Consider the following 25,459-nt stretch of genomic DNA (forward strand, 5'->3'; position numbering starts at 1 on the left):
AAACCTTCCGTTATATCGTCCCAAACACCAGTAAAAGCAGGCAAGCAAACACTGGAACAGCCGCTGTCAGGCTGTCAATGCGATCCAGTATTCCGCCGTGTCCTGGAATCAGGTGACCACTGTCCTTAATCCCTGCTTCACGCTTAAACATACTCTCGGTTAAATCACCCAGTACCGATGCCAGCGCCGCGAAAATCGAACATATCAGCAGCGTTGAGGGGGCAACCTCAAGATTCGCCCAGACGCCATAGCCCCAGGAGATGATCGCCGCCGTAAACAGGCCGCCGATGAAGCCTTGCCAGGTTTTACCTGGGGAAACTTTTGGCGCCAGCTTATGTTTGCCAAACAGTTTACCAAACATATAGGCCCCGGAGTCAGCCCCCCAGACGAGAATCATGACATAAAGCAGCCATATCGCGCCGCTGTAGTGGTTTTCGTCGTAGTGCCAGGCGCGCAGCGCAACCATTCCCCAGAAAAACGGAACGATGGTGAGCAGGCCAAAAATAAGGCGCAACACTTTAGAGTTACGCCAGATTGCCGCAGAGCCCGGATAGAAAAGCACTAAAACAAGCGCAGCAATCCACCACGCCAGCGATATCCATAAAGATCCGGCCACCAGCGGCTGGTGAACGTCGTGATGGTATTCAGGCAAGGTATACAGCATCAGGGCCAGTAAAAAACCACAGAGTACCGCCAGCCATACCCGCTGAGTGCGCGAGGTAAAGCCGCTAAGCTGCCCCCATTCCCACGCGGCGAGCATACACACCACCAGCGTAACAATAGCGAATCCCACCGGAGGCAGTAAAAACAGCGCTGCGATAACGACGGGTATTAATACAAAAGCGGAAATCAGGCGATACTTCAGCAAAAGCTACCCCCATCAGGCGTTATCGCCACCAGGCTCGGTGCCGCCGAAACGACGCTCTCGATTGGCAAAGGCATGCAGCGCACCTTCAAAGTCTTGTTCATCAAAATCTGGCCAAAGAACATCCGTAAAGTAAAGTTCGGCGTAGGCAATTTGCCACAGCAAAAAGTTACTGATTCGATGTTCCCCCCCTGTCCTTATAACCAAATCCACGGGTGCCAGTTCATTCATGCAGATTTGCTGACTCAGCGCCTCTTCATCAATCTGGTCGGGTCTTAGCAGCCCTTCCTGAACTTGCTCAGCCAAATGCCGAACCCCCTGGATAATATCCCAGCGTCCGCCGTAATTCGCCGCGATATTGAGCGTCAGGCCGGTATTATTTTCCGTCAGCGCTTCTGCTTTGCGAATCCGTTCCTGTAGACGTGAGTTAAAACGACTGGTTTCGCCAATAATACGCAGGCGGACGTTGTGGCGGTGCAGGCTTTTTACTTCGCTATCGAGCGCCCACACAAACAGTTCCATCAACGCAGTCACTTCCTGCGCAGGTCGATTCCAGTTTTCACTACTAAAAGCATAGAGCGTTAACGCATCAATGCCGTTATTGGCGGCAAAAGAAACGGCGCGGCGAACAGATTTCGCCCCAGCTTTATGCCCAAAGGCTCGTATCTTCCCTTGTCTTTTCGCCCAGCGGCCATTGCCATCCATGATGATTGCAACATGGCGACAGCCATGTGCTGGCAAGTTTTCGCTTATTGGTTGATTCGCAGACAACATAACGCGTTTTTAGTCCCTGAAAGGATTTAACGGTACACAGGAATACTGAAGCCTATACATAAAAAAGCCGTGTCAAACCACGGCTTACCTGACCACTTAAAGCCAAATACCTGCGATCAGGTGGCGCAGACTATATCACTGAAGCCCAACGCTAACAAATAGCACGACGACTAGTGCTTGCTTTATCACCAGCTTGCGAGACGTGTCACCTGTTTACGCGCAACAATGCGTGCCTGTGCATCCACGGCCAGCACCTCTTCCACACTTTGTGGCTCACGCAGATCCATCATCTCCAGCACGGTTAAATTCAGCGCGGCGATATCAGTAAAGCGGATCTGCTGATTCAGAAAGGCTTCAACGGTCACTTCATTGGCTGCATTAAGCGCTGTTGTCGCCGCCTGCCCCTGATCGAACGCCGTCATCGCCAGCTTCAGGCACGGATATCGGTCGTAATCCGGCTCGCTAAACGTCAGTGAACTCAGCTTGCAAAAGTCGAGCGGCTTTACGCCGGATTTCACGCGGTTTGGCCACGCCATCGAATGAGCAATAGGCGTACGCATATCCGGTTCGCCCAACTGCGCCAGCACGCTGCCGTCCTGATAGCGCACCATTGAGTGAATCACCGACTGCGGGTGGATCAGCACTTCCATCTGTTTCGCCGACGCGTTAAACAGCCAGCGAGCTTCAATGTATTCCAGACCTTTATTCATCATGGTGGCCGAATCGACGGAGATTTTACGCCCCATCGACCAGTTCGGATGGCGACACGCCTGATCCGGCGTCATTGCGCGCAGTTCAGACAGTGGCGTTTCACGGAACGGGCCACCAGACCCGGTAAGCAGAATCGACACAACCCCATTCTGCTCGAGGTCAGCGTACCCCAGGTTCTGCTGAAAAGGTTGAGGCAAACTCTGAAAAATCGCGTTGTGCTCGCTATCGACCGGCAATAGACGCGCCCCACGCTGTTTTACCGCCTCCATAAACAGGCGGCCGCAGGTAACCAGTGACTCTTTGTTCGCGAGCAGGACATCTTTTCCCGCATCTATAGCGGCAAGCGTCGGCAGAAGACCCGCCGCCCCGACGATTGCCGCCATCACCTGATCAACCTCATCCAGCGCCGCCATATCGCAGGCCGCCTGTTGCCCGCTGAGCACCTCGGTACGGCTGCCCTTCTCCAGTAACAGCGCTTTCACCTGCCGTGCGCTCTCTTCATCATCCATCACCGCAAAACGGGGGGTAAACTCCAGACACTGCTCGACCATTCGCTGCACGTTTTTTCCAGCCACGAGAGCGGTCACGGTATAGCAGTCAGGATTATGACGAACAACGTCGAGAGTGCTGCAACCGATAGAGCCAGTCGAGCCGAGGAGAGTGAGATGCTTCATGAGATGCCCAAAAGTTAGACCAGATAAAAGCAAAACGCCGCCAGCAAGACTCAATGTCCTTCTGAACGGCGTTTATCAGTGTACAGCGAAAATCAGAACTGCATCAGTTCCGCTTCTTTTTCTGCCAGCGCCGCATCAATTTTCTTGATCGCCGCGTCGGTCATTTTCTGAATGTCGTCCTGTGAACGACGATCATCGTCTTCGCTGATCTCTTTTTCTTTCAGCAGCGCTTTCACTTTATCGTTCGCATCGCGACGCACGTTACGTACGGAAACGCGACCCTGCTCAGCTTCACCACGCACGACTTTGATCAGGTCTTTACGACGCTCTTCGGTCAGCGGAGGCAGTGGAACGCGAATGTCCGCGCCCGCTGAGCTTGGGTTCAGACCCAGGTCAGATGCCATAATGGCTTTTTCAACGGCCGGGCTCATCGAGCGATCGAACACGTTGATTTTCAGGGTACGGGTATCTTCTACCGTCACGCTCGCCAGCTGACGCAGTGGCGTTGGCGTACCGTAGTATTCTACGATGATGCCATCCAGCAGGCTTGGGGAAGCACGGCCAGTACGGATTTTGCTGATTTGGTTTTTGAACGCTTCTACGCATTTGTCCATGCGTACTTCAGCATCTTTTCTGATGTCGTTAATCACGTTACGAATCCTTGAAAACTTGTCTCAGGCAGACTATCCGCCAGCACAGCGCTACAGGTGTGCTAAGTATAGTCGCGTTTAAATCATGACAGCGCCAAAGGCGCGTCCAGGTAAGATACCACTACAAAGTAAAGCGGAATCTTACCTGTATTTATCGTCGACGGAAATTATTCCGTGATCAAAGTGCCTTCTTTTTCGCCCATCACAACGCGACGCAGCGCGCCAGGCTTGTTCATGTTGAAGACACGAATCGGCAGTTTGTGGTCACGAGCCAGCGTAAAGGCGGCAAGATCCATCACTTTCAGCTCTTTATCCAGCACTTCGCTGTAGCTTAGCTGATCGTACATGGTCGCAGACGGATCTTTTGCCGGATCGGCAGTAAACACGCCATCCACTTTGGTCGCTTTCAGCACCACATCGGCTTCGATTTCGATACCGCGCAGGCAGGCAGCGGAATCGGTGGTAAAGAACGGGTTACCCGTACCGGCGGAGAGGATCACCACGCGGTTGTTGCGCAGCAGGCTGATGGCCTCTGCCCAGCTGTAGTTATCGCATACGCCATTCAAAGGAATCGCGGACATCAGGCGAGCGTTCACATAGGCGCGATGAAGCGCATCACGCATCGCCAGGCCATTCATCACGGTTGCCAGCATACCCATGTGGTCGCCCACAACGCGGTTCATCCCCGCTTTCGCCAGACCAGCACCACGGAAAAGGTTGCCACCGCCAATGACCACGCCAACCTGAATACCCAGTTCGACCAGTTCTTTGATTTCCTGTGCCATGCGATCAAGGATGCTTGCGTCAATACCGAAGCCTTCCGATCCTTGCAGCGCTTCGCCACTCAGCTTAAGCAGAATGCGTTTGTACACGGGTTTTGCATTGGTAGCCATGTTTCTTTCCTGAGACTGTCAACGATTAAGATGGGGTTAATTCTGGCGACATGATATGTCGCATATCAGCACAGCGATACTGGAGCCTGTCTGATTTCGTGAGACGGGTGACAAAAAGAAGCCGCCCTCAGGCGGCTCCTTTTGCATCATTAAGACTGCTTGGACATTGCAGCAACTTCTGCTGCGAAGTCAGTCTCAACTTTCTCGATGCCTTCGCCCACTTCGAAGCGGATGAAGCCAGTCACGTCAGCGTTGTGCTCTTTCAGCAGTTGAGCAACAGACTTGCTTGGATCCATAACGAAAGGCTGGCCAGTCAGAGAAACTTCGCCGGTGAATTTCTTCATGCGGCCTTCAACCATTTTCTCTGCGATTTCTTTTGGCTTACCAGACTGCATCGCGATGTCCAGCTGAACCTGGTACTCTTTCTCTACCACTTCAGCAGACACGTCTTCTGGCTTAACGAATTCTGGCTTGCTTGCAGCGATGTGCATTGCCAGCTGTTTAACCAGCTCTTCGTCAGCGCCTTTAGCCGCAACCAGAACACCGATACGTGCGCCGTGCTGGTAAGAGCCCAGAACGTCACCTTCCAGGGAAGCAACGCGACGGATGTTGATGTTCTCACCGATCTTAGCAACCAGCGCAACACGCTCTTCTTCGAACTGTGCTTTCAGCACTTCAACGTCAGTGATTTTGCCTGCAACCGCTGCGTCCAGAACTTTGTTAGCAAATGCCTGGAAACCAGCATCTTTAGCAACGAAGTCAGTCTGGCAGTTAACTTCCAGAATGATGCCGTAGGTGCCGTCGATTTTGGTGATGATCACGCCGTCAGCAGCCACGTTGCCTGCTTTCTTAGCTGCTTTGATCGCACCGGATTTACGCATGTTTTCGATTGCCAGCTCGATGTCGCCGTTCGCTTCGGTCAGCGCTTTTTTGCAATCCATCATGCCTGCGCCAGTACGCTCACGCAGCTCTTTTACCAGGGATGCGGTAATTTCAGCCATTCTTAAATCCTCGGGAGATGTGAACTGCCCGGCCGGGAGCCAAACAGTATAAATTGAAAAAAGGGGCCGATAATGGGCCCCTATTCATACACGGTACTAATAAGGGGTAAAACCTTATTATTCAGCTTCTACGAAGCTTTCTTCCGCCTGAGAAGCCAGATCCTGGGAACGGCCTTCACGAACGGTAGCAGCTACAGCGCTCAGGTACAGGCTAACAGCACGGATTGCGTCGTCGTTACCCGGGATAACGAAGTCAACACCGTCCGGATCGGAGTTGGTATCAACGATAGCGAATACCGGGATACCCAGGTTGTTAGCTTCTTTGATTGCGATGTGCTCGTGGTCTGCATCGATTACGAACAGCGCGTCTGGCAGGCCGCCCATATCTTTGATACCGCCCAGGCTGTTTTCCAGCTTGTCCAGCTCACGAGTGCGCATCAGCGCTTCTTTCTTAGTCAGCTTATCGAAAGTACCGTCCTGAGACTGGGTTTCCAGATCTTTCAGGCGCTTGATGGACTGACGAACAGTTTTCCAGTTGGTCAGCATGCCGCCCAACCAGCGATGGTTCACGAAGAACTGGTCGCAGCTGTTAGCAGCATCTTTCACAGCTTCGCTTGCAGCGCGCTTGGTACCAACGAACAGAATCTTACCTTTACGGGAAGAGATCTTGTTCAGCTCAGCCAGGGCTTCGTTGAACATTGGTACAGTTTTCTCAAGGTTGATGATGTGAACTTTGTTACGCGCGCCGAAGATGAAAGGCTTCATTTTCGGGTTCCAGTAACGGGTCTGGTGACCGAAGTGAACACCAGCCTTGAGCATGTCGCGCATGGAAACAGTTGCCATGTTTAAAACCTCTATATTAAAAGTTGGGGTTATGCCTCCACGTATCCCATATTACCGACCCCGAAGGGCACCCCGGAATATGTGCCGATACGTGTGTGTTGTTACACAAAGTGAGATTTGTCGCTCCCGTCCAGCCTGTGTATCTGAGATGGATCGGAAGTCCGGCGCGCTTTATACCATAAAACACGGTCGGAAACCAATAGTTGTTGGCTGAGTGTGCTGTTAATGATTCTCAATTTGGCACGGGGTGCGCCTGACTGATACCATTGACAACACTTACACTAGTATTGTCGAAAAAATCGACACCGATGGACAGATTACATGGCTATCTCTATTAAGACACCTGAAGAAATTGAAAAGATGCGCGTCGCCGGTCGTCTGGCCGCGGACGTGCTGGAAATGATCGAACCGTTTGTGAAACCGGGCGTCAGCACTGGCGAACTGGATCGCATCTGTAACGACTATATCGTCAACGAGCAGCACGCGGTCTCCGCCTGCCTGGGCTATCACGGTTTCCCGAAATCCGTCTGTATCTCTATCAATGAAGTGGTTTGCCACGGCATTCCGGATGACGAGAAATTGCTGAAAGATGGCGACATCGTCAACATCGACGTGACCGTCATTAAAGACGACTACCACGGTGACACCTCTAAGATGTTCATCGTTGGCAAGCCAACCATTCTGGGCGAGCGCCTGTGCAAAGTCACCCAGGACAGCCTCTACCTGGCGCTGAAGATGGTGAAGCCGGGCATCCGCCTGCGCACTATCGGCGCGGCAATTCAGAAGTTCGTGGAAGCGGAAGGTTTCTCCGTGGTGCGCGAATACTGCGGTCACGGCATTGGCCGCGTGTTCCACGAAGAGCCGCAGGTACTGCATTACGATGCTGACGACGGCGGCGTGGTCCTGCAAAAAGGCATGACCTTCACCATTGAGCCAATGGTCAACGCGGGCGATTACCGCATCCGCACCATGAAAGATGGCTGGACGGTAAAAACCAAGGACAGAAGCTTGTCGGCCCAGTACGAGCATACTATTGTGGTAACAGACAACGGCTGCGAAATTATGACGTTGCGCAAGGATGACACCATCCCGGCGATACTGACGAACATTGAGTGATAAGAAGCCGGCGAATGCCGGCTTTTTTAATGGCGATAGCTTTTTCTTATGGGTGGCGCACGATGAGTAATCTTTTACCCGAACAGTATGCTAACACGGCTCTTCCCACCCTCCCCGACCAGCCTGACAACCCGGGCGTCTGGCCGGCGCATGAGCTGACCTGCGCGCATATCAAAGCCCATATGGCGGTTTTCCATCGCTGGCTGGGTAGCGCGTTTGACGCAGGCGTGTCAGCCGAGCAGCTCATTGAAGCGCGTACCGAGTTTATCGACCAGCTCCTGCAACGTCTGTGGATCGACTACGGTTTCGGGCAGGTGAGCGACGTCGCGCTGGTTGCGGTCGGCGGTTATGGCCGGGGTGAACTGCATCCGCTCTCTGATATCGACCTGCTGATCTTAAGCCGTAGAAAATTGCCGGACGATCGGGCGCAAAAAATCGGTGAACTGCTGACTCTGCTCTGGGACGTAAAACTGGAGGTGGGCCACAGCGTGCGCACGCTGGAAGAGTGTCTGCTGGAGGGGTTATCTGACCTGACCGTCGCCACCAACCTGATTGAAACCCGCCTGCTGATTGGCGACGTGGCGCTGTTCCTCGAGCTGCAAAAGCACATATTTAGCGACGGCTTCTGGCCCTCGGAAAAATTCTTCGCCGCAAAAGTCGAAGAACAAAACCAGCGCCACCAGCGCTATCACGGCACCAGCTATAATCTTGAGCCGGATATCAAAAGCAGCCCCGGTGGCCTGCGCGATATTCACACGCTGCAATGGGTCGCCCGTCGTCATTTTGGGGCAACTTCGCTGGACGAAATGGTCGGTTTCGGTTTTCTGACCGAAGCCGAACGTAATGAACTCAATGAGTGTCTGCACCTGCTCTGGCGCATCCGTTTTGCCCTGCATCTGGAAGTCACCCGCTATGATAACCGCCTGCTGTTTGACCGCCAGCTCAGCGTGGCGCAGCGTCTGAACTACCAGGGCGAAGGCAACGAGCCGGTTGAGCAGATGATGAAGGATTTCTTCCGCGTCACCCGCCGCGTCTCTGAACTCAACCAGATGCTGTTGCAGCTGTTCGATGAGGCGATCCTCGCGCTGACGGCGGATGAAAAACCGCGTCCGATTGATGACGAGTTTCAGCTGCGCGGCACGCTGATCGATCTGCGCGACGAAACGCTGTTCATCCGCGAACCGGAAGCGATCCTGCGAATGTTTTACACCATGGTGCGCAACAGCACGATTACCGGGATCTACTCCACCACCCTGCGCCACCTGCGCCATGCACGGCGTCATCTGAAGCAACCGCTGTGCTACATCCCGGAGGCGCGCTCGCTGTTCCTGAGCATGCTTCGTCATCCGGGTGCCGTCAGCCGCGGTCTGCTGCCGATGCACCGCCACAGCGTGCTGTGGGCCTATATGCCGCAGTGGTCGCATATTGTCGGGCAGATGCAGTTTGACCTGTTTCACGCCTATACGGTAGATGAGCACACGATCCGCGTCATGCTGAAGCTGGAAAGTTTCGCTAAAGAAGAAACGCGATCCCGCCATCCGCTGTGCGTTGATTTGTGGCCACGTCTGGCGCACCCGGAACTGATCCTGATTGCCGCCCTGTTCCACGACATCGCCAAAGGACGCGGCGGCGACCACTCCGTACTCGGTGCCCAGGACGTACTGAAATTTGCCGAGCTGCACGGCCTGAACTCGCGCGAAACGCAGCTGGTGGCCTGGCTGGTTCGCCATCATCTGCTGATGTCGGTTACCGCTCAGCGTCGTGACATTCAGGATCCGGAAGTGATCAAGCAGTTCGCCGAAGAGGTACAAACGGAAAACCGCCTGCGCTATCTGGTCTGCCTGACGGTGGCCGATATCTGCGCCACCAACGAAACCCTGTGGAACAGCTGGAAGCAAAGCCTGCTGCGCGAGCTGTACTTCGCCACCGAAAAACAGCTGCGTCGCGGGATGCAGAACACCCCGGACATGCGCGAGCGCGTGCGTCACCACCAGTTGCAGGCGCTGGCCCTGCTGCGCATGGATAACATCAACGAAGAGGCGCTGCATCAGATTTGGGCGCGCTGTCGCGCCAACTATTTTGTGCGCCACAGCCCAAACCAGCTTGCCTGGCACGCCCGGCATCTGCTGAAGCATGACCTGACGAAACCGATGATCCTGCTCAGCCCGCAGGCCACGCGCGGCGGGACGGAGATCTTTATCTGGAGCCCGGACCGGCCCTATTTGTTTGCTGCGGTCTGTGCAGAGCTGGACAGGCGTAACCTGAGCGTTCACGACGCGCAGATTTTTACCACCCGCGACGGAATGGCCATGGACACCTTTATTGTGCTGGAGCCGGACGGCAGCCCGCTCTCAGCCGATCGTCATGAAGGAATACGCTTTGGTCTGGAACAGGCGATTACCCAGCGCAGCTGGCAGCCGCCGCAGCCGCGCCGTCAGCCGGCGAAACTGCGCCACTTTACCGTCGATACCGAGGTGAATTTCCTGCCGACCCATACCGATCGTAAATCGTTCCTGGAGCTGATCGCGCTCGACCAGCCAGGGCTGCTCGCCCGCGTCGGCCAGGTTTTTGCCGATCTGGGAATTTCGCTTCACGGCGCCCGAATTACAACCATTGGCGAGCGAGTAGAAGATTTATTTATAATCGCCACCGCCGACCGGCGTGCCCTTAATAATGACCTGCAACTTGAAGTGCAACAACGGTTGACAGCAGCCCTCAATCCAAACGATAAAGGGTGACGTGTTTTTTAGTGAAATGGAAAGAGTAAACAATGCAGCAGTTACAGAACGTTATTGAGTCCGCTTTTGAGCGTCGCGCCGACATCACTCCGGCAAATGTGGATACCGTGACCCGTGAAGCGGTTAACCAGGTTATTTCCCTGCTGGATTCCGGCGCACTGCGCGTGGCAGAAAAAATCGACGGTCAGTGGGTCACTCATCAATGGCTGAAGAAAGCTGTGCTGCTCTCTTTCCGTATCAACGATAACCAGGTTATCGACGGAGCAGAAAGCCGCTACTTCGACAAAGTGCCAATGAAATTTGCGGACTACGACGAAGCACGCTTCCAGAAAGAGGGCTTCCGCGTGGTGCCACCGGCGGCGGTTCGTCAGGGTGCCTTCATCGCACGCAATACCGTGCTGATGCCATCCTACGTGAACATCGGCGCCTACGTTGACGAAGGCACCATGGTAGACACCTGGGCCACCGTCGGTTCCTGCGCGCAGATCGGTAAAAACGTTCACCTGTCCGGCGGCGTGGGCATCGGTGGCGTTCTGGAGCCACTTCAGGCTAACCCAACCATCATCGAAGACAACTGCTTCATCGGCGCGCGTTCCGAAGTGGTTGAAGGCGTGATCGTCGAAGAAGGTTCTGTGATCTCCATGGGCGTCTACATCGGTCAGAGCACCCGTATTTACGACCGCGAAACCGGTGAAATCCATTACGGCCGCGTACCAGCCGGTTCCGTTGTGGTCTCCGGCAACCTGCCGTCTAAAGATGGTAAATACAGCCTGTACTGCGCGGTTATCGTGAAAAAAGTGGACGCGAAAACCCGCGGTAAGGTGGGTATCAACGAACTGCTGCGCACCATCGATTAATCAGGTATAACAAAAAGCGGGGGCAACCCCGCTTTTTTTATATCTGAAGGTGGCGGAAATAGATTTTTTCGTTAATTATTCATAGGTTATGTTGAGATCAAGGGTACCGCTATGTATGATAATCTGAAAAGTCTGGGCATTACCAATCCTGATGAAATTGATCGTTATAGTCTCCGCCAGGAAGCGAATAACGATATTTTGAAAATCTATTTTCACAAGGACAAAGGAGAGTTTTTCGCCAAAAGCGTGAAGTTTAAATACCCACGCCAGCGTAAGACCGTTGTCGCTGACGGTATCGGTCAGGGATATAAAGAAGTACAGGAAATCAGCCCTAACCTGCGCTATGTGATCGACGAACTCGATCAGATCTGCCAGCGCGATCGCAGCGAAATCGATTTGAAACGTAAGATCCTTGACGATCTTCGTCACCTTGAAAGCGTCGTAACCAATAAGATCAGCGAGATTGAAGCAGATCTTGAGAAATTGACGCGTAACAAATGAGCCGTTTTATTGCCCGGTGGCGCTTCGCTTACCGGGCCTACGAACGCATGTAGGCCGGGTAAGGCGAAGCCGCCACCCGGCAAACAGCATCATCTCTGTTCATCCAGCTGCAACGCCACATACAGCAGCAGCCGGTCGTCAAAATTCCCTAAATCCAGCCCCGTCAGCTCCGAGATGCGGTTTAGCCGATACTCAAGCGTATTACGATGAATAAACAGCGCTTTTGACGTTGCCAGCGGCTGCACGTTATGCCGGAACCACGCCTGCAAGGTGCGGCGCAGCAGACCGTTGTTGTCCATTGCTTTCAGACGCACCAGCGGACGCGCCAGCTCGTTGGCCTGCCAGCCACCGCGCAGGCTGTCGAGCAGGACCGGCAGCATCAAGTCCTGATAGAAATAACTGCGGCTCTCCGGCATGCGCTGTTTACCTACCATCATGGTGGTGCGCGCGGTTCGCCATGAACGGGCGATACTCCCCGGACCGGTAAAGTAATTCCCCAGCGCGACGCGAAAACGGAGCTGACCGTTCTCCTTCATGCGCTCAATGAGCAGCTCCACGCGACGACGATGATCTTCCGCGTCCCAGCGACCAAACTGGTTAAGCGCAGGCTTAAGCACCACCATTTCCGTCAAAGAGACAATCGCCACCAGGTTGTTACGCTCCGGCGTCGCCAGCATGTTTTGCAGCTGCTGGAGCTCTACCATGGCGCTGTCAACGCCAAGCTGACCGCTATCTACCTCAATGACGGCAACCACGCGGGGCTGATTCAGGTCAATGCCCAGACGCTGCGCCCACTCGCTCAGGGCAGGCGTATGCTCCTCCGCCTGGATCAAATTCATCACCAGCTCTTCACGCAGGCGGCTGTCCTGGGCAAGCAGGTGCATCAGGCGCGACTGCTCCAGCATCATCTCCGCCGTCATGCAGACCAGCTCGCCGTATTTACGCAGCGATTCAGGATCGCCGGTCAGTCCGATAACGCCAACAATTTCCCCTTCCAGACGCAGCGGCAGGTTGATCCCCTGACGGACCCCGTGCAGATGTTTCGCCACGGCGTCGTCAATGTCGACCACGCGCCCCTGAGAGAGCACCAGCAACGCGCCTTCGTGCAATTCACCAATACGCTCACGATCGCCGCTGCCGATAATGCGCCCGCGGGCATCCATTACGTTGATATTGGTATCGATGATGCGCATGGTTCGCGCCACGATATCCTGCGCCATTTTGGTATCCAGATGCCAGCCAGCCATATAACCCTCCCGTGAGCAGAGCTCAAGCATAGGGAAGTTCAGCTAAGGCTGCATTGTGCAGATGCCCAAAGGCAGAGAGAGATGTATGGAGTTGTGGGAAAGGTCACAGAAACGAGAAAGCCCCTGCGAACAGGGGCTTAAGAAGATTACTGCATCAGGAGATAAATAGAGGTATCACCACGCTGAATATTCAGCGCCAGCACGGAAGGCTTGCTGTCGAGGATTTTGCGCAGTTCAGCAATGTTTTTCACCGGCTGCTGGTTAGCGCCCATGATCACATCACCTTTTTTCAGGCCGATACGGGCAGCAGGTGAGTTCGCTTTCACGTTGTTCACCACCACGCCTTTATCTGCCCCTTTGTTGCTCATCTCGGCACCTTCAATACCGCTGAAGATAGTGCTGGAATCCACCTGATTCTGGCTGCTCTGCTGAAGTTCCAGGCTCACGTTGACCGGCTTACCTTCACGCAGCAGGCCGAGGGTCACTTTACTGCCGATTGGCATAGAACCAACTTCCGCACGCAGGGCGGCAAAGCTGCTGATCGGCTTACCGTTCAGAGAGGTGATCACGTCACCCGCTTTGATACCGGCCTTCGCCGCCGAGGAGTTCGGCATGACCTGGCTTACGAACGCGCCGCGCTGAGCATCCACCTTCATCGCCTTCGCCAGTTCTGAGTTCAGTTCGGTACCCATGATACCCAGCTCACCGCGTTTCACCTGCCCATACTGGACCATCTGCGAAGTGAGGTTTTTCACCATGTTACTCGGAATAGCGAAGCCAATACCGATGTTGCCACCGTCCGGTGCGAGGATAGCGGTGTTGATACCGATCAGCTCGCCGTTCAGGTTCACCAGCGCACCGCCGGAGTTACCGCGGTTAATGGCCGCATCCGTCTGGATGAAGTTTTCATAGTTTTCTGCGTTCAGGCCACTGCGTCCCAGCGCAGAGACGATACCCGAGGTCACGGTTTCGCCCAGACCGAACGGGTTACCGATGGCGACGGTGTAGTCACCGACGCGCAGCGCGTCAGAATCGGCAAGCTTAATCGCCGTCAGGTTCTTCGGATCCTGAATTTGAATCAGCGCGATGTCGGAGCGTGGGTCTTTACCGACCACTTTGGCATCGAATTTACGGCCATCGCTCATCTGCACTTTAATAACGTTCGCATTATCTACCACGTGGTTATTGGTCACCACGTAGCCTTTGGCTGCATCAATGATCACGCCCGAGCCAAGTGCCATGAATTTCTGCTGCTGGCCGCCGCCCATGCCGTCATCCCCTGCACCGCCGCCCTGACAGAACGGGGAGCTCTGGAATGGCGAACCGTCCTGGCAGAATGGCGAATTGTCGCCGAAGAACTGCTGGAAATTACGCGGCATACGCGGCGTATTGACGGTTGTGCTGCCCTCGACGTTAATACTCACCACCGATGGCATCACTTTTTCGAGCATCGGGGCCAGGCTTGGCATCTGCTGCGCAGTCGCTGCCGAGGAAGCTGTCTCGGCTGCCGTCGCTGCCAGAGGAGACAGCGCTAAACCTAAACTCAGAGCCAGTGCACTCATTGCTAATGTGGTTTTTTTCATGTTTCTCAATCTCGATTTACCAGATAACGCAAAATTGCTGTGTAACTCAGATTCGTTTTATACCGCTTAGTTCCGGGATTAAGTTTATGGAAAAAGTAAAAATTTATTGGTCGTCTTTACAAAACTCATGGCTTATTCAACGGCCATCAGCTTGCGGTATTCATCCCAGGCATACAAATCGGTCATCCCACTGATATAGTCCTGGATAAGCCGGCAGCGATAATAATATTCCATAACCGGCCATTGTGAAGAATGGCGATCTATTTTACTGACGGCTTCAATGTATGCCAGCCTGTGACGGGTTGAAAGTTTCTGATAGAGGCGAGATTCAATTGGCAGACGGCGAACACGCTCATTTTCTACCAGCTCGCTGAACTCATCGACCGTCAGCTGGAGCAGTGGGCCATAGATCTCCAGCAACCCACTGATAACCCGGTATCCTTGCAGCTCAAGCTGTTCGACATCCGGGTGGCTGAAAACATGGCGAACCGCCACGTTTTTATATAATTCAAGAAGCTGACTAAAACTGCTCTCATCTTCCAGCAGGGCGTGATTAAATTCCCCGCTAAATATCATCGGCAAATTATCAATAAAACGGGCGGCCGCATACGGCACCAGTTTATTCAGCGTATTGACCCGCAAATACATAAAGAACTGATCTTCGGTGCTGCGGCTTAGGGTATTTGAACGCGATTTCTCCCACGCATTTTCGACGACCTGCGCAAACAGAGACCCTTTTTCATGCTCCCCCCAGGCATCATGAAGATGCTGATACAGCTCTTCGACGCTGAATATTCTTTTTTCAACCGCATCTTCCAGGTCGGCCACGCAATAGGAAATATCGTCGGCGGCTTCCATAATCCACGTCAATGGAAAACGGCCATTCGGCGTTAGCGAAAGTTCTTTACGCAGCCGTTCAACGTACGCTTCTTCCGACAGGTAATAGCCCGGTTTTTTCATCAGGTAGCTATGGGTGGCGGGCGTTTCCCCCATCCACCACGCGGGACGCGTGTATTTAAGAATGCAGCCCACCTGCGCCCAGGTCAGATTCATGCGCATCAGGGAGTGCACCAGGCGAATACCCTGCGCGTTACCTTCAAAATGACACAGATCCTGACGCACCTTGCGGCGCAGGTCGTTCAGGCTCTCTTCGCCCTCGCGCAAGCATAAATCGCGGACCACGCAGCGGTCATCGCTAAGCGGCTGGCTTATGGCGTCAGAGGGAAAAAGCCGCTGTTTAAACCAGTCATTTATAGCGGCCTCGCCGAAATGACCAAAGGGCGGATTGCCGATATCGTGCATCAGGCAGGCCATCTCAACGATGCTTTCGAACGGCCCGGTCAGTTCATCCAGCCCGTAGGTTTCCAGCAGACGTTGCTCTTTGAGACGGCTGAGGATCTCTTTTGCAATGTAGCGCCCCACCTGCTGCACTTCCATGGAGTGCGTTAACCGCGTACGCACCGCGGCGTTACGCTCCAGCGGGAAGACCTGGGTTTTTTGCTGTAACCGGCGGATAGCAGGCGAGTTGATGATGCGTCCGCGATCGCTTTCGAAAATACGCAGGATCTCATGTTCGCTCTTATCGCCCTGCGGCGAACGGAAACGTCGGTGCCAGTTAATTTTGGTGCGAAAATCGATTGGTGCCATGTGCTCCCCCGCGTGAGAATGCGTTTCCCCTTAACCGCATGATAGACTATGCATCTTAACAAGGCACATCGCGAGTAAATCTATGAAAATCGGCATTATTGGTGCAATGGAAGAAGAAGTTACGCTGCTGCGTGACAAAATTGAGAACCGTCAGACCCTCTCCCTCGGTGGCTGTGAGATCTACACCGGCCAGCTGAACGGCGTTGACGTGGCTCTGCTGAAATCAGGCATCGGTAAAGTTGCAGCGGCCCTGGGCGCGACCCTGCTGCTTGAGCGCTGCAAGCCTGACGTTATCATTAACACAGGCTCTGCGGGCGGTCTGGCGCCAACGCTGAAAGTGGGTGATATCGTGGTTTCCGACGAAGCGCGTTACCACGATGCAGACGTCACCGCATTTGGCTACGAATATGGTCAGCTTCCGGGCTGCCCGGCCGGGTTTAAGGCGGATGATAAGCTGATTACCGCCGCTGAAAGCTGTATCAACGAGCTGAACCTCAACGCGGTACGTGGCCTGATTGTCAGCGGCGATGCCTTTATCAACGGCTCTGTCGGTCTGGCGAAAATCCGTCATAACTTCCCGCAGGCTGTCGCCGTTGAAATGGAAGCCACGGCCATCGCGCACGTGTGCCATAACTTCAGCGTGCCGTTCGTGGTCGTTCGCGCGATCTCTGACGTGGCGGACCAGCAGTCCCACATCAGCTTCGACGAATTCCTGGCCGTTGCGGCAAAACAGTCCACCGTGATGGTGGAAACCCTGGTGCAGAAACTGGCGCGTGGGTAAGGTGTTCTTCAGGGCGCTGGCCGCCCTGCTTCTGCTCGCCCCGGCCTGGCTCACCGCCGCGCCGCGGGTGATTACCCTCTCCCCTGCCAATACGGAACTGGCGTTTGCCGCGGGGATCACGCCCGTTGCGGTGAGCAGCTTTTCCGATTACCCCCCGCAGGCCGCCCATATCGAACAGGTTGCCACCTGGCAGGGAATGAATCTGGAACGCATTGTGGCGCTCAAGCCCGATCTCGTCCTCGCCTGGCGCGGCGGTAATGCCGAACGGCAGGTGAACCAGCTCTCATCGCTGGGAATAACCGTGAAATGGGTGGATGCGGTGAGCATCGAACAGGTGGCGCAAGCCCTGCGTGACCTCGCGCCCTTCAGCCCGACCCCACAACGCGCCGGGCAGGCAGCACAGCAGATGCTCAACGATTTTGCCGCGCTAAAAGCCCGGTACGGCACGCAGCCGAAACAACGCGTTTTTCTGCAATTTGGCAGCCAGCCGCTGTTCACTACCGGGAAAGGTTCGATCCAGAATCAGGTGCTTGAGACCTGTGGAGGTGAAAATATCTTTGCCGAAAGCCGGGTGCCGTGGCCGCAGGTCAGCCGTGAGCAGGTCCTGGCGCGGCAGCCGCAGGCCATTGTGGTGGTCGGAAATGCGAGAGACATTCCCAAAATTAAACAATTCTGGCATCACCAGCTTAAAATTCCGGTGATCGCCCTCAACAGCGACTGGTTTGAACGCGCCAGCCCGCGTATTATCCTCGCCGCAAAACAACTCTGCGCCGAACTGGCAGAGCGTCACTCAAACAGATAAATACCCTATTCGAGGATTTAACGATGCTCGTGTATTGGCTGGATATTCTTGGCACAGCCGTTTTTGCTATCTCCGGCGTTCTGCTTGCCGGAAAACTGCGCATGGATCCCTTTGGCGTACTGGTGCTCGGCGTCGTTACGGCGGTAGGCGGCGGAACGATCCGCGATATGGCGCTGGCAAACGGCCCGGTATTCTGGGTAAAAGATCCGACGGATCTGGTGGTGGCAATGGTCACCTGCCTGCTGACCATCGTGCTGGTGCGTCAGCCGCGCAGGCTCCCCAAATGGGTGCTGCCGGTGCTGGACGCCGTCGGCCTGGCCGTCTTTGTGGGCATAGGCGTCAACAAAGCCTTTATTGCCGGGACAGGGCCGCTGGTGGCGATCTGCATGGGCGTACTGACCGGCGTGGGCGGGGGGATTATTCGCGACATTCTGGCGCGAGAAGTCCCGATGATCCTGCGAACGGAGATCTACGCGACGGCCTGTATTATTGGGGGAATTGTTCACGCCACGGCGTATTACACCTTCGCTGTCCCGCTGGAAAATGCGGCGATGCTGGGGATGGTGGTCACGCTGGCGATCCGTTTAGCGGCGATACGCTGGCACCTGAAGCTGCCGACGTTTGCGCTGGATGAAAATTCAAGGTAGGGGTTGTTGATAAGCCCGGTGGCGCTGCGCTTACCGGGCCTAGAATCCGCATTCAGGCTTAAATGCTGAACGATGAACCACACCCGCAGGTGCTGGTTGCGTTCGGGTTCGTCACCACAAAGCGCGAACCTTCCAGACCTTCAGTGTAGTCCACTGAACCGCCCACAAGATATTGCAGGCTCATCGGGTCAACCACCAGCGCGACGCCCTGTTTCTCGATAGTCATATCACCATCGTTGACCTGGTCGTCAAAGGTAAAACCATACTGGAAGCCACTACAGCCGCCGCCGGTAATATAAACACGCAGTTTAAGGTCCGGATTGTCCTCGTCGGCAATCAGGGTTTTCACTTTTTTCGCTGCGGCTTCGGTAAATTCCAGCGGCAACGCTACGTCATCACTCATCTTATGCTCCCATGAATACTGCGACTGCTATTGGGTAAAAATCACCCAATTCTTTTTGTCATTATCTAATACCCTGGTAATTCATTCAAGTATTCTGCTTCAGGGCCTGTTCAGCCTCCTGTTTTGCCAGGGTACGGGCAAGAATGGTGGAGTATAGCGGTTTTCCACCCAGGAATTGGGCTAATAGTGTCGCGCCAAGGCAGGTAATGATCATTGGCAAAATGAGCTGGTAATTGTCGGTCATCTCCAGCACCAGCACGATCCCGGTCAGCGGCGCGCGCAGGGAGGCCGCCAGCAGCGCCCCCATTCCCGCCACCGCAAACGTCCCCGCATCCAGATGATAAGCCGGGAAGCCAACCGCTGCCGCCATGCCAAACGCCGTGCCCAGCAGCGTTCCCAGCGCCAGCATCGGGGCAAAAATGCCGCCCGGCGCGCCGGAGGAGAAGCACAGCACGGTCGTGATCACCCGCGAGATAAACATAAACAGCAGCAGCCCCACGCTGAAATTCCCCGCCGCGGCAATGGGAATCAGCCCGAAACCGCCGCCCGCCGCGTTCGGTTCGATAAAGCCGAGGATCCCGCACACGCCGCCAAGCAGGCCTCCCACCAGCACCCATTTCGTGGTATTTCCGCCATGGATGCGCTGAAACATATCCTGCGCACGTAAAATCAGGGTATTGAAAAGCGGGCCGACGATGCCAAAAATCATCCCAAGAACCAGATACAGCCACAGGGTATTGACCGGGGCATTGGTCAGCTTGCCAACCTCAATCACCGCCCCTTCGCCGTTGAAGAGGCGAAAGACAATGCTCGACATAATCACGCCGGTAAACACCGCTTTAATGGAGATCAGGTTGTAGCGGAACTGGGCGCGCATCTCTTCGATGATGAACAGGATACCCGCCAGCGGCGCGTTAAACGCGGCAGACAGCCCCGCCGCCGCCCCCGTCGCCAGCAGCGTATGGCGTGCTTCAGCGCTGCGCATGCGGAACAGGTCGCCGACCATCCGCCCGACGTTGCCGCCCAGCTGTACCGTTGGCCCTTCGCGACCCAGCACCATGCCCGCCCCGAGCGTCCCCATCCCGCCGATGAATTTCACGGGAAGCACGCGCCACCAGCGAACCGGACGCAGCTCTTCCAGCGCCCCTTCAATTTCGGGGATCCCCGAGCCGCCGGCTTCGGGCGCAAATTTACGCACCAGGAAATATCCCACCATGGCGAACAGCGCCGAAAGGCCAAATGCCAACACCCAGACCAGCCATTCCCGATCCGCAAAGCTGGCAACGGTACCGATGCGCCAGTTGAGCACCGCGTTGACGGCCTTTTCAAACGCGACGCCCACCAGCCCGGCCAGCGTACCCACCACGGCGGCTGCCAGCAGAATGGCTAACGGGGTTTTGTCACGGTTGAGCAACCGCCGGATGCTGACCCGGTGCTTCGCGCGCGTAAATTGTTGTTGTTCAAAAGAAGGCGTGTTCTCGTTCATTACCTGTTCTGTTTCGTCATACAAAAGGCCGCAAGGATTCTACCAGAGACAATCCCCTCGTCTCCTGAAAAATACTTAACAATTGTTAAGCCCGCTGAGGGGCAAAAATTTTATAACCTCTTCTGGATCACTTAGAATAGTCCTCTTAACTTATTTCTACGAACCAGGAACGACGCCATGAGCAAGTCTGAAAACCTCTACAGTGCAGCCCGCGAGCTAATCCCGGGCGGCGTGAACTCTCCGGTGCGCGCCTTTACCGGCGTGGGCGGCACCCCGCTGTTTATCGAACGTGCGGACGGCGCGTATCTGTATGATGTGGATGGCAAAGCCTATGTCGATTACGTCGGCTCCTGGGGCCCGATGGTGCTGGGGCATAACCACCCGGCGATCCGCAACGCGGTGATTGAAGCCGCTCAGCGCGGCCTGAGCTTCGGCGCGCCAACCGAGATGGAAGTTAAAATGGCGGAGCTGGTCACCGAGCTGGTGCCAACGATGGACATGGTACGTATGGTGAACTCCGGGACCGAAGCCACCATGAGCGCTATCCGCCTGGCGCGCGGTTTTACCGGCCGTGACAAAATCATCAAGTTCGAAGGCTGTTATCACGGCCACGCCGACTGCCTGCTGGTGAAAGCGGGCTCCGGTGCGCTGACCCTCGGCCAGCCGAACTCCCCGGGCGTGCCGGCTGATTTCGCGAAGCACACGCTGACCTGCACCTATAACGATCTGAACACCGTTCGTGCGGCGTTCGAGCAGTATCCGCAGGAGATCGCCTGCATTATCGTTGAGCCGGTGGCGGGCAACATGAACTGCATTCCACCGCAGCCAGATTTCCTGCCGGGCCTGCGCGCGCTGTGCGATGAGTTTGGCGCACTGCTGATCATCGACGAAGTGATGACCGGCTTCCGCGTAGCGCTGGCGGGCGCGCAGTCATATTACGGCGTAGAGCCGGATCTGACCTGCCTCGGCAAAATCATCGGCGGCGGCATGCCCGTCGGCGCGTTTGGCGGCCGTAAGGACGTGATGGACGCGCTGGCGCCAACCGGTCCGGTTTACCAGGCGGGCACGCTCTCCGGTAACCCGATTGCGATGGCGGCGGGCTTCGCCTGTCTGACCGAAGTCGCCCAGCCAGGCATCCACGAAACCCTGACCGCCCGCACGACGCAGCTGGCGAACGGCCTGCTGGAAGCCGCTGAAGAAGCGGGTATTCCGCTGGTGGTGAACCACGTTGGCGGTATGTTCGGGATTTTCTTCACCGAGGCGAAAACCGTGACCTGCTATCAGGACGTGGTGAAGTGCGACGTGGAACGCTTCAAACGCTTCTTCCACCTGATGCTGGAGGAAGGCGTGTACCTGGCCCCGTCAGCGTTTGAAGCGGGCTTTATGTCCGTGGCGCACAGCGAAGAAGATATCAATAACACCATCGACGCGGCGCGTAAGGCGTTTGCGAAGCTTTGAGGGCATTGCCGGGTGGCGCTAACGCTCACCCGGCCTACGATGTTCTCCCTCTCCCCGTGGGAGAGGGACGGGGTGAGGGCATCAGGCCGCACCTGACTACCGACTCTGCTTTCTCAACAGATAAATAAAGTACGGCGCGCCGATAAAGGTCGACAGCAGGCCAGCCGGGATCTGATACGGGAACAGCACCATCCTTCCGCACCAGTCAGCAAAGACCAGGATCGCCCCGCCCATCAGCGCAGACATGACGATATGCGGCATTGTCCGGCGAAAGCCCATCATACGGGCGATGTGCGGTGCCATCAATCCAACAAAACTGAGCGGGCCGATAGTCATGGTGGCCGTCGCCGTCAGGCACGCGGCCAGCAGCAGCAGGGCGATACGCGTTGGCGTCAGCGCCAGCCCGACCGCGCGCGCGGTGTCACCGCCCAGCGGCAGAATGGTCATCCAGCGACGGCACAGCGGCACTATCGCCAGCAGCACGACCATCACGATCCCCGTATGCACCACCTGGCTGCCGGTGGCGTTGTACGTTGAACCGGAAATCCAGGTCAGGATCTGCGCCATGCGCGGGTCGCCGCTCGCCTGCAACATCATCAGCAGCATGGTAAACGCGGTGCTCAGCGCCATCCCGGCCAGCAGCATACGATGAGGCGAGAATCCGCCCCGCCCGGAGGCGATCAGGATAATCATCAGCGTCGCCGCCGCACCGATACTGCCAGCAGGCATCAGCCAGCCGAACGCATTTCCCGGCACGAGGAACAGCATCAACACCACGCCAAACGCGGCACCGGAGCTGATCCCCAGAACTTCCGGGCTTGCCATCGGGTTGCCGGTCAGGCGCTGGATAATACAGCCCGCCACCGCCAGCATCACGCCCGCAATCAGCGCGGAGAAGATCCGCGGCCAGCGCCACTGCATAAGTTCATTCAGTAAATCACCGGTAGCCCAGTGCCAGCCGGTAGCGTCGCGCCCCAGCGAGAGCGCGGCGAACGAAGCGATCGCCAGCACCGCCAGCCCGGCAAGGCTGAACCACACTATCGACTGACGTTCTGCCGAGACCTTATCCCCGGCGTCCATCGCCGGCGCGCTAATGCTGCGCAGGCGCGGCAGCAGCCAGAGCAGCAGCGGCGCGCCGATAAGGGCCGTCACCGACCCCGTGGAGACCTCCATCCAGACGCGCGCCAGCCAGAGAATGAGCTGATCGGAAAGCCAGAGGATCAGCGCGCCAATCAGCGGCGCCAGCATCAGGCGCGCCAGAAGACGGCGCGCGCCGAGCATTTTTGCCAGCAGCGGCGCAAACAGGCCGATAAACCCGATGATGCCGACGGCGTTAACCAGCAGCGCGCTCAGCACAATCGCGAGCGTCAGGGCCGCCAGGCGGGCCAGCGACAGCGCCAGCCCCAGGTTGCGCGCCACGCCGTCATCCAGCCCCATCAGCGTGAGCGGGCGCAGCAGCAGCAGCGTGAGCACCACGCCGCCAAACAGCTGCGGCCACAGGCGCTGGACGATACTCCAGTCGGTCTGGGTGAGCGTGCCGGTGCTCCACATAAACATGCTTTGCAGCTGGTCATGGTGAAACAGCACCAGAAGCTGGTTGATTGCGCCGCAGTAGAGGCTGACGACCAGCCCGGCGAGGATCAGCGTGACCGGCGAGAGACGTTTTCCCCAGGCCACGCCAAAGACCAGCGCGCCCACGACGCAGGCGCCTGCCAGCGCGGCAAACTGCGAGGTTAACGCCCCCGGCAGGGTCCAGAGGGTAGTGATGGTGATCCCCAGCTGTGCCCCCGTCGCCACGCCCAGCGTGGTGGGTTCCGCCAGCGGGTTACGCAGCACCTGCTGGAACAGCACGCCCACCAGTCCCAGCCCCGCGCCGACCAGCAAGGAGATGCTAAGACGCGGCAGCAGGCTGTAGTGGAAGAGCATCTGCTGAATATTATCGATATCCGGAGCGGCAAACGCGGCCGCCCACTGCTCGCGCGGCAGTGCCGTGGAGAGGTTGAACCCAGTTAGCGCCAGCGCCGCCAGAAAAATCAGCCCCAGCAGTAGCACCGGGAAACGGGCAATACGCGTACTCATGCTTTGCCCCCCATCACGTTGTCCAGCACGCGGGCAAAGTGCATTGCCGACAGCGTCGCGCCGTAAAACCATACCGCAGGAGCGCGCAGGAAGCGCTGCTCGCGAACGAACGGCATCGCCTGCCAGAGCGGGGTTGCCATCAGGGTTTGCATTTCACGCTCGTTGCCGTGGTCAAAGCACAGCACGTCGACGTCGCGAAACGCCGCCAGGCGGTCGATGCCCACGGCGGTGCTTCCCCAGAACGTCATCTCGCCTTCCCAGGCGTTGGGAATGCCGAAGCTGTCGAGCACTTCCTGGAACAGGCAGTTTTTTCCAAAGACCAGCATATGGCGGGCGTCCAGCAGCGTCACCATCAGCAGAGGCCGATCGCCTCGGCGGGCAAAGCGCGGCTTAAGGGACTCAATCAGCGCATCAAACTCATCGAGATGCTGTTTTGCTTCCGCTTCCCGGTTGAGGAACTGGGCCATCTCGTGGATAGACTTTTTTGCCATGGTCAACGGCTTTTTACCGTCGCTAAAGGAAAAGCCTCGTCCCGGCGCAATCTTCGCCATGATCTCTTCCGACGGGCCATACCCCGCAGACCAGAACAAATAAGACGGTTTCATCTGCGTGAGAAGCTCAAGGTTTGGCTCCGTGCGCAGACCGATATCGATGACCGAGTCCGGCAGTTTTGGCTCATTCACCCACAGGGTGTAGTTGGGAATGTCGGCCACGCCGTAGGGTGTGATACCCAGGGCCATCATCAGCTCGACGGGTAACCACTCCAGCGCCACGATGCGGTGCGGATCGATAGCGGCGGCGCGGGCCGGGGCCATCTTCAACAGCAGCGGCGAGAGCGCCATGGCCGTCAGCAAACGACGGCGGCTAATGTATGTTGAATCCAGCATCAGTAAACAAAGCTCACGGGAGCGGCCCCGGCAGGGTGAGGCAGGATCCCCATTGGAATACCGTAGATATGCTCCAGCGTTTCGCTGCGCATCAGCTCGTCAGGTGTGCCCTGAGCGATCATTTCACCGCCGCGCAGCGCCACCAGATAGTCGCAATAGCGCGCCGCCATATTGATGTCATGCAGAACGGCAATCACCGTCAGGCCGCGCTGCTGGCTTAAGCGATGCACCAGCGCCAGCACGTCAACCTGATGGGCAATATCCAGCGCCGAGGTAGGTTCGTCGAGCAGCAGGCAGCGGCTATCCTGCGCCACCAGCATCGCGATCCACGCGCGCTGACGCTCGCCGCCGGACAGGCTATCCACCAGACGGTGCGCCAGCGGTTTGAGCCCGACCAGCGTAATCGCCTCTTCCACTTTCTCTCTGTCAGCGACGCCAAAACGCCCGAGCGCACCGTGCCACGGATAACGTCCAATCGCCACCAGCTCGCGCACCGTCATCCCCTCCGCCTGCGGCAGCTGCTGCGGCAGATAGGCCACCTTGCGGGCAAAGGCCTTACTGCTCCAGCTTGCCAACGGATGGTCATCCAGCAGAATGTCGCCCTCGGACGGCGGCTGATGGCGGCCCAGCATCTTGAGCAGGGTCGATTTACCCGAACCATTGTGGCCGATTAAGCCGGTAACTTTACCTGCGGGAAAGGTCAAAGAGAGCGGATGCAACAAGGTACGCCCGGGTACGCGGAAGGAGAGATTGTTGAGCGTGAAGGTGGAGTCGGATTGCGTTTTATTATCCTGCATGTCAGCCAACTTAAATAAA

The 25,459-nt window shown here is 56.4% G+C and carries 23 protein-coding genes; 8 read left to right on the plus strand and 15 right to left on the minus strand.

The window, feature by feature from the left end; all coding sequences use genetic code 11:
• Positions 1-10 precede the first annotated feature (10 nt).
• The 7 genes from cdsA to rpsB form a co-directional block, all read right to left on the minus strand.
• Positions 11-868, minus strand: a complete 858-nt coding sequence (cdsA, locus tag N5C09_RS14095) for a phosphatidate cytidylyltransferase (RefSeq protein WP_023299368.1) — start codon at positions 866-868, stop codon at positions 11-13.
• Between the two features lie 12 nt (positions 869-880).
• Positions 881-1,639, minus strand: a complete 759-nt coding sequence (gene ispU, locus N5C09_RS14100) for a (2E,6E)-farnesyl-diphosphate-specific ditrans,polycis-undecaprenyl-diphosphate synthase (RefSeq protein ID WP_003856176.1) — start codon at positions 1,637-1,639, stop codon at positions 881-883.
• Positions 1,640-1,824: 185 nt separating this feature from the next.
• Positions 1,825-3,024, minus strand: coding sequence for a 1-deoxy-D-xylulose-5-phosphate reductoisomerase (gene ispC / locus N5C09_RS14105; RefSeq protein WP_279749259.1), 1,200 nt, complete (start codon positions 3,022-3,024; stop codon positions 1,825-1,827).
• A gap of 92 nt (positions 3,025-3,116) precedes the next feature.
• Positions 3,117-3,674 carry a ribosome recycling factor gene (gene frr, locus N5C09_RS14110; protein ID WP_003856180.1) on the minus strand — a complete coding sequence of 186 codons (558 nt, stop codon included), beginning with the start codon at positions 3,672-3,674 and terminating at the stop codon, positions 3,117-3,119.
• Between the two features lie 167 nt (positions 3,675-3,841).
• A complete protein-coding gene (pyrH, locus tag N5C09_RS14115) occupies positions 3,842-4,567 on the minus strand; it encodes a UMP kinase (protein WP_008501910.1) in 726 nt (241 codons plus the stop codon).
• A gap of 149 nt (positions 4,568-4,716) precedes the next feature.
• Positions 4,717-5,568, minus strand: a complete 852-nt coding sequence (gene tsf, locus N5C09_RS14120; protein ID WP_006810044.1) for a translation elongation factor Ts — start codon at positions 5,566-5,568, stop codon at positions 4,717-4,719.
• A gap of 117 nt (positions 5,569-5,685) precedes the next feature.
• Positions 5,686-6,411: a 30S ribosomal protein S2 gene (gene rpsB, locus N5C09_RS14125; RefSeq protein WP_003856207.1), complete on the minus strand. Its 726-nt coding sequence runs from the start codon at positions 6,409-6,411 to the stop codon at positions 5,686-5,688.
• Between the two features lie 321 nt (positions 6,412-6,732).
• On the opposite strand from rpsB, the gene map reads away from it, so the two are divergent.
• The 4 genes from map to N5C09_RS14145 all read left to right on the plus strand — a co-directional run bounded on the left by map (position 6,733) and on the right by N5C09_RS14145 (position 11,623).
• Positions 6,733-7,527 (plus strand): type I methionyl aminopeptidase, encoded by a 795-nt coding sequence (gene map / locus N5C09_RS14130; RefSeq protein WP_022647104.1) that lies wholly within the window; start codon positions 6,733-6,735, stop codon positions 7,525-7,527.
• Between the two features lie 62 nt (positions 7,528-7,589).
• Complete coding sequence (gene glnD, locus N5C09_RS14135; RefSeq protein WP_203465680.1) at positions 7,590-10,265, plus strand: bifunctional uridylyltransferase/uridylyl-removing protein GlnD; 2,676 nt, start codon at positions 7,590-7,592, stop codon at positions 10,263-10,265.
• Positions 10,266-10,297: 32 nt separating this feature from the next.
• Positions 10,298-11,122 (plus strand): 2,3,4,5-tetrahydropyridine-2,6-dicarboxylate N-succinyltransferase, encoded by an 825-nt coding sequence (gene dapD / locus N5C09_RS14140; RefSeq protein ID WP_003856214.1) that lies wholly within the window; start codon positions 10,298-10,300, stop codon positions 11,120-11,122.
• A 111-nt stretch (positions 11,123-11,233) separates the two neighbouring features.
• Positions 11,234-11,623 (plus strand): DUF3461 family protein, encoded by a 390-nt coding sequence (locus N5C09_RS14145; RefSeq protein ID WP_063867497.1) that lies wholly within the window; start codon positions 11,234-11,236, stop codon positions 11,621-11,623.
• Positions 11,624-11,712: 89 nt separating this feature from the next.
• On the opposite strand, the gene N5C09_RS14150 is transcribed toward N5C09_RS14145, so the two are convergent.
• From N5C09_RS14150 to dgt, 3 genes are all read right to left on the minus strand, one after another.
• Positions 11,713-12,870 carry a CdaR family transcriptional regulator gene (locus tag N5C09_RS14150; protein ID WP_003856217.1) on the minus strand — a complete coding sequence of 386 codons (1,158 nt, stop codon included), beginning with the start codon at positions 12,868-12,870 and terminating at the stop codon, positions 11,713-11,715.
• A 146-nt stretch (positions 12,871-13,016) separates the two neighbouring features.
• Entirely contained in the window at positions 13,017-14,453 is a 1,437-nt protein-coding gene (degP, locus tag N5C09_RS14155) for a serine endoprotease DegP (RefSeq protein ID WP_279749260.1), read from the minus strand.
• Between the two features lie 132 nt (positions 14,454-14,585).
• A complete protein-coding gene (gene dgt, locus N5C09_RS14160) occupies positions 14,586-16,100 on the minus strand; it encodes a dGTPase (RefSeq protein ID WP_063867495.1) in 1,515 nt (504 codons plus the stop codon).
• A gap of 82 nt (positions 16,101-16,182) precedes the next feature.
• Here dgt and mtnN point away from each other — a divergent pair, with 82 nt between their 5' ends.
• From mtnN to N5C09_RS14175, 3 genes are read left to right on the plus strand one after another with little or no spacing between them, the layout of a single operon-like run.
• Entirely contained in the window at positions 16,183-16,881 is a 699-nt protein-coding gene (mtnN, locus tag N5C09_RS14165; RefSeq protein WP_063867494.1) for a 5'-methylthioadenosine/S-adenosylhomocysteine nucleosidase, read from the plus strand.
• Positions 16,874-17,683, plus strand: coding sequence for a vitamin B12 ABC transporter substrate-binding protein BtuF (gene btuF, locus N5C09_RS14170; protein ID WP_279749261.1), 810 nt, complete (start codon positions 16,874-16,876; stop codon positions 17,681-17,683). Before mtnN ends, btuF begins: the two co-directional genes overlap by 8 nt.
• A 23-nt stretch (positions 17,684-17,706) precedes the next feature.
• Positions 17,707-18,330, plus strand: coding sequence for a TRIC cation channel family protein (locus N5C09_RS14175; protein ID WP_063450603.1), 624 nt, complete (start codon positions 17,707-17,709; stop codon positions 18,328-18,330).
• A gap of 58 nt (positions 18,331-18,388) precedes the next feature.
• Here N5C09_RS14175 and erpA read toward each other — a convergent pair whose 3' ends face one another.
• Complete coding sequence (gene erpA, locus N5C09_RS14180; RefSeq protein ID WP_003856230.1) at positions 18,389-18,733, minus strand: iron-sulfur cluster insertion protein ErpA; 345 nt, start codon at positions 18,731-18,733, stop codon at positions 18,389-18,391.
• 85 nt (positions 18,734-18,818) lie between these two features.
• Positions 18,819-20,219, minus strand: coding sequence for a H(+)/Cl(-) exchange transporter ClcA (clcA, locus tag N5C09_RS14185; protein WP_063450604.1), 1,401 nt, complete (start codon positions 20,217-20,219; stop codon positions 18,819-18,821).
• 177 nt (positions 20,220-20,396) lie between these two features.
• Here clcA and hemL point away from each other — a divergent pair, with 177 nt between their 5' ends.
• Positions 20,397-21,677, plus strand: a complete 1,281-nt coding sequence (hemL, locus tag N5C09_RS14190; RefSeq protein WP_063450605.1) for a glutamate-1-semialdehyde 2,1-aminomutase — start codon at positions 20,397-20,399, stop codon at positions 21,675-21,677.
• Between the two features lie 96 nt (positions 21,678-21,773).
• Here hemL and fhuB read toward each other — a convergent pair whose 3' ends face one another.
• From fhuB to fhuC, 3 genes are read right to left on the minus strand one after another with little or no spacing between them, the layout of a single operon-like run.
• Positions 21,774-23,756, minus strand: a complete 1,983-nt coding sequence (gene fhuB, locus N5C09_RS14195; RefSeq protein WP_279749263.1) for a Fe(3+)-hydroxamate ABC transporter permease FhuB — start codon at positions 23,754-23,756, stop codon at positions 21,774-21,776.
• Positions 23,753-24,643 carry a Fe(3+)-hydroxamate ABC transporter substrate-binding protein FhuD gene (fhuD, locus tag N5C09_RS14200; RefSeq protein ID WP_279749264.1) on the minus strand — a complete coding sequence of 297 codons (891 nt, stop codon included), beginning with the start codon at positions 24,641-24,643 and terminating at the stop codon, positions 23,753-23,755. The genes fhuB and fhuD overlap by 4 nt, the downstream gene beginning before the upstream one ends.
• The gene (gene fhuC, locus N5C09_RS14205; RefSeq protein WP_279749265.1) at positions 24,643-25,440 is read right to left on the minus strand and encodes a Fe3+-hydroxamate ABC transporter ATP-binding protein FhuC; all 798 of its coding nucleotides are present in this window, start codon (positions 25,438-25,440) and stop codon (positions 24,643-24,645) included. The genes fhuD and fhuC overlap by 1 nt, the downstream gene beginning before the upstream one ends.
• Positions 25,441-25,459: the final 19 nt, after the last annotated feature.

This window comes from Enterobacter sp. GD03975 (assembly GCF_029838645.1).
GTDB classification, from domain to species: domain Bacteria; phylum Pseudomonadota; class Gammaproteobacteria; order Enterobacterales; family Enterobacteriaceae; genus Enterobacter; species Enterobacter quasihormaechei.

Excerpts from the sequence above, each read along its gene's own strand:
- ispU (WP_003856176.1), bottom strand. The coding sequence starts at position 1,639 with ATGTTGTCTGCGAATCAACCAATAAGCGAAAACTTGCCAGCACATGGC.
- ispC (WP_279749259.1), bottom strand. The coding sequence starts at position 3,024 with ATGAAGCATCTCACTCTCCTCGGCTCGACTGGCTCTATCGGTTGCAGC.
- pyrH (WP_008501910.1), bottom strand. The coding sequence starts at position 4,567 with ATGGCTACCAATGCAAAACCCGTGTACAAACGCATTCTGCTTAAGCTG.
- tsf (WP_006810044.1), bottom strand. The coding sequence starts at position 5,568 with ATGGCTGAAATTACCGCATCCCTGGTAAAAGAGCTGCGTGAGCGTACT.
- rpsB (WP_003856207.1), bottom strand. The coding sequence starts at position 6,411 with ATGGCAACTGTTTCCATGCGCGACATGCTCAAGGCTGGTGTTCACTTC.
- map (WP_022647104.1), top strand. The coding sequence starts at position 6,733 with ATGGCTATCTCTATTAAGACACCTGAAGAAATTGAAAAGATGCGCGTC.
- glnD (WP_203465680.1), top strand. The coding sequence starts at position 7,590 with ATGAGTAATCTTTTACCCGAACAGTATGCTAACACGGCTCTTCCCACC.
- dapD (WP_003856214.1), top strand. The coding sequence starts at position 10,298 with ATGCAGCAGTTACAGAACGTTATTGAGTCCGCTTTTGAGCGTCGCGCC.
- N5C09_RS14145 (WP_063867497.1), top strand. The coding sequence starts at position 11,234 with ATGTATGATAATCTGAAAAGTCTGGGCATTACCAATCCTGATGAAATT.
- N5C09_RS14150 (WP_003856217.1), bottom strand. The coding sequence starts at position 12,870 with ATGGCTGGCTGGCATCTGGATACCAAAATGGCGCAGGATATCGTGGCG.
- degP (WP_279749260.1), bottom strand. The coding sequence starts at position 14,453 with ATGAAAAAAACCACATTAGCAATGAGTGCACTGGCTCTGAGTTTAGGT.
- dgt (WP_063867495.1), bottom strand. The coding sequence starts at position 16,100 with ATGGCACCAATCGATTTTCGCACCAAAATTAACTGGCACCGACGTTTC.
- mtnN (WP_063867494.1), top strand. The coding sequence starts at position 16,183 with ATGAAAATCGGCATTATTGGTGCAATGGAAGAAGAAGTTACGCTGCTG.
- N5C09_RS14175 (WP_063450603.1), top strand. The coding sequence starts at position 17,707 with ATGCTCGTGTATTGGCTGGATATTCTTGGCACAGCCGTTTTTGCTATC.
- erpA (WP_003856230.1), bottom strand. The coding sequence starts at position 18,733 with ATGAGTGATGACGTAGCGTTGCCGCTGGAATTTACCGAAGCCGCAGCG.
- clcA (WP_063450604.1), bottom strand. The coding sequence starts at position 20,219 with ATGAACGAGAACACGCCTTCTTTTGAACAACAACAATTTACGCGCGCG.
- hemL (WP_063450605.1), top strand. The coding sequence starts at position 20,397 with ATGAGCAAGTCTGAAAACCTCTACAGTGCAGCCCGCGAGCTAATCCCG.
- fhuB (WP_279749263.1), bottom strand. The coding sequence starts at position 23,756 with ATGAGTACGCGTATTGCCCGTTTCCCGGTGCTACTGCTGGGGCTGATT.
- fhuD (WP_279749264.1), bottom strand. The coding sequence starts at position 24,643 with ATGCTGGATTCAACATACATTAGCCGCCGTCGTTTGCTGACGGCCATG.
- fhuC (WP_279749265.1), bottom strand. The coding sequence starts at position 25,440 with ATGCAGGATAATAAAACGCAATCCGACTCCACCTTCACGCTCAACAAT.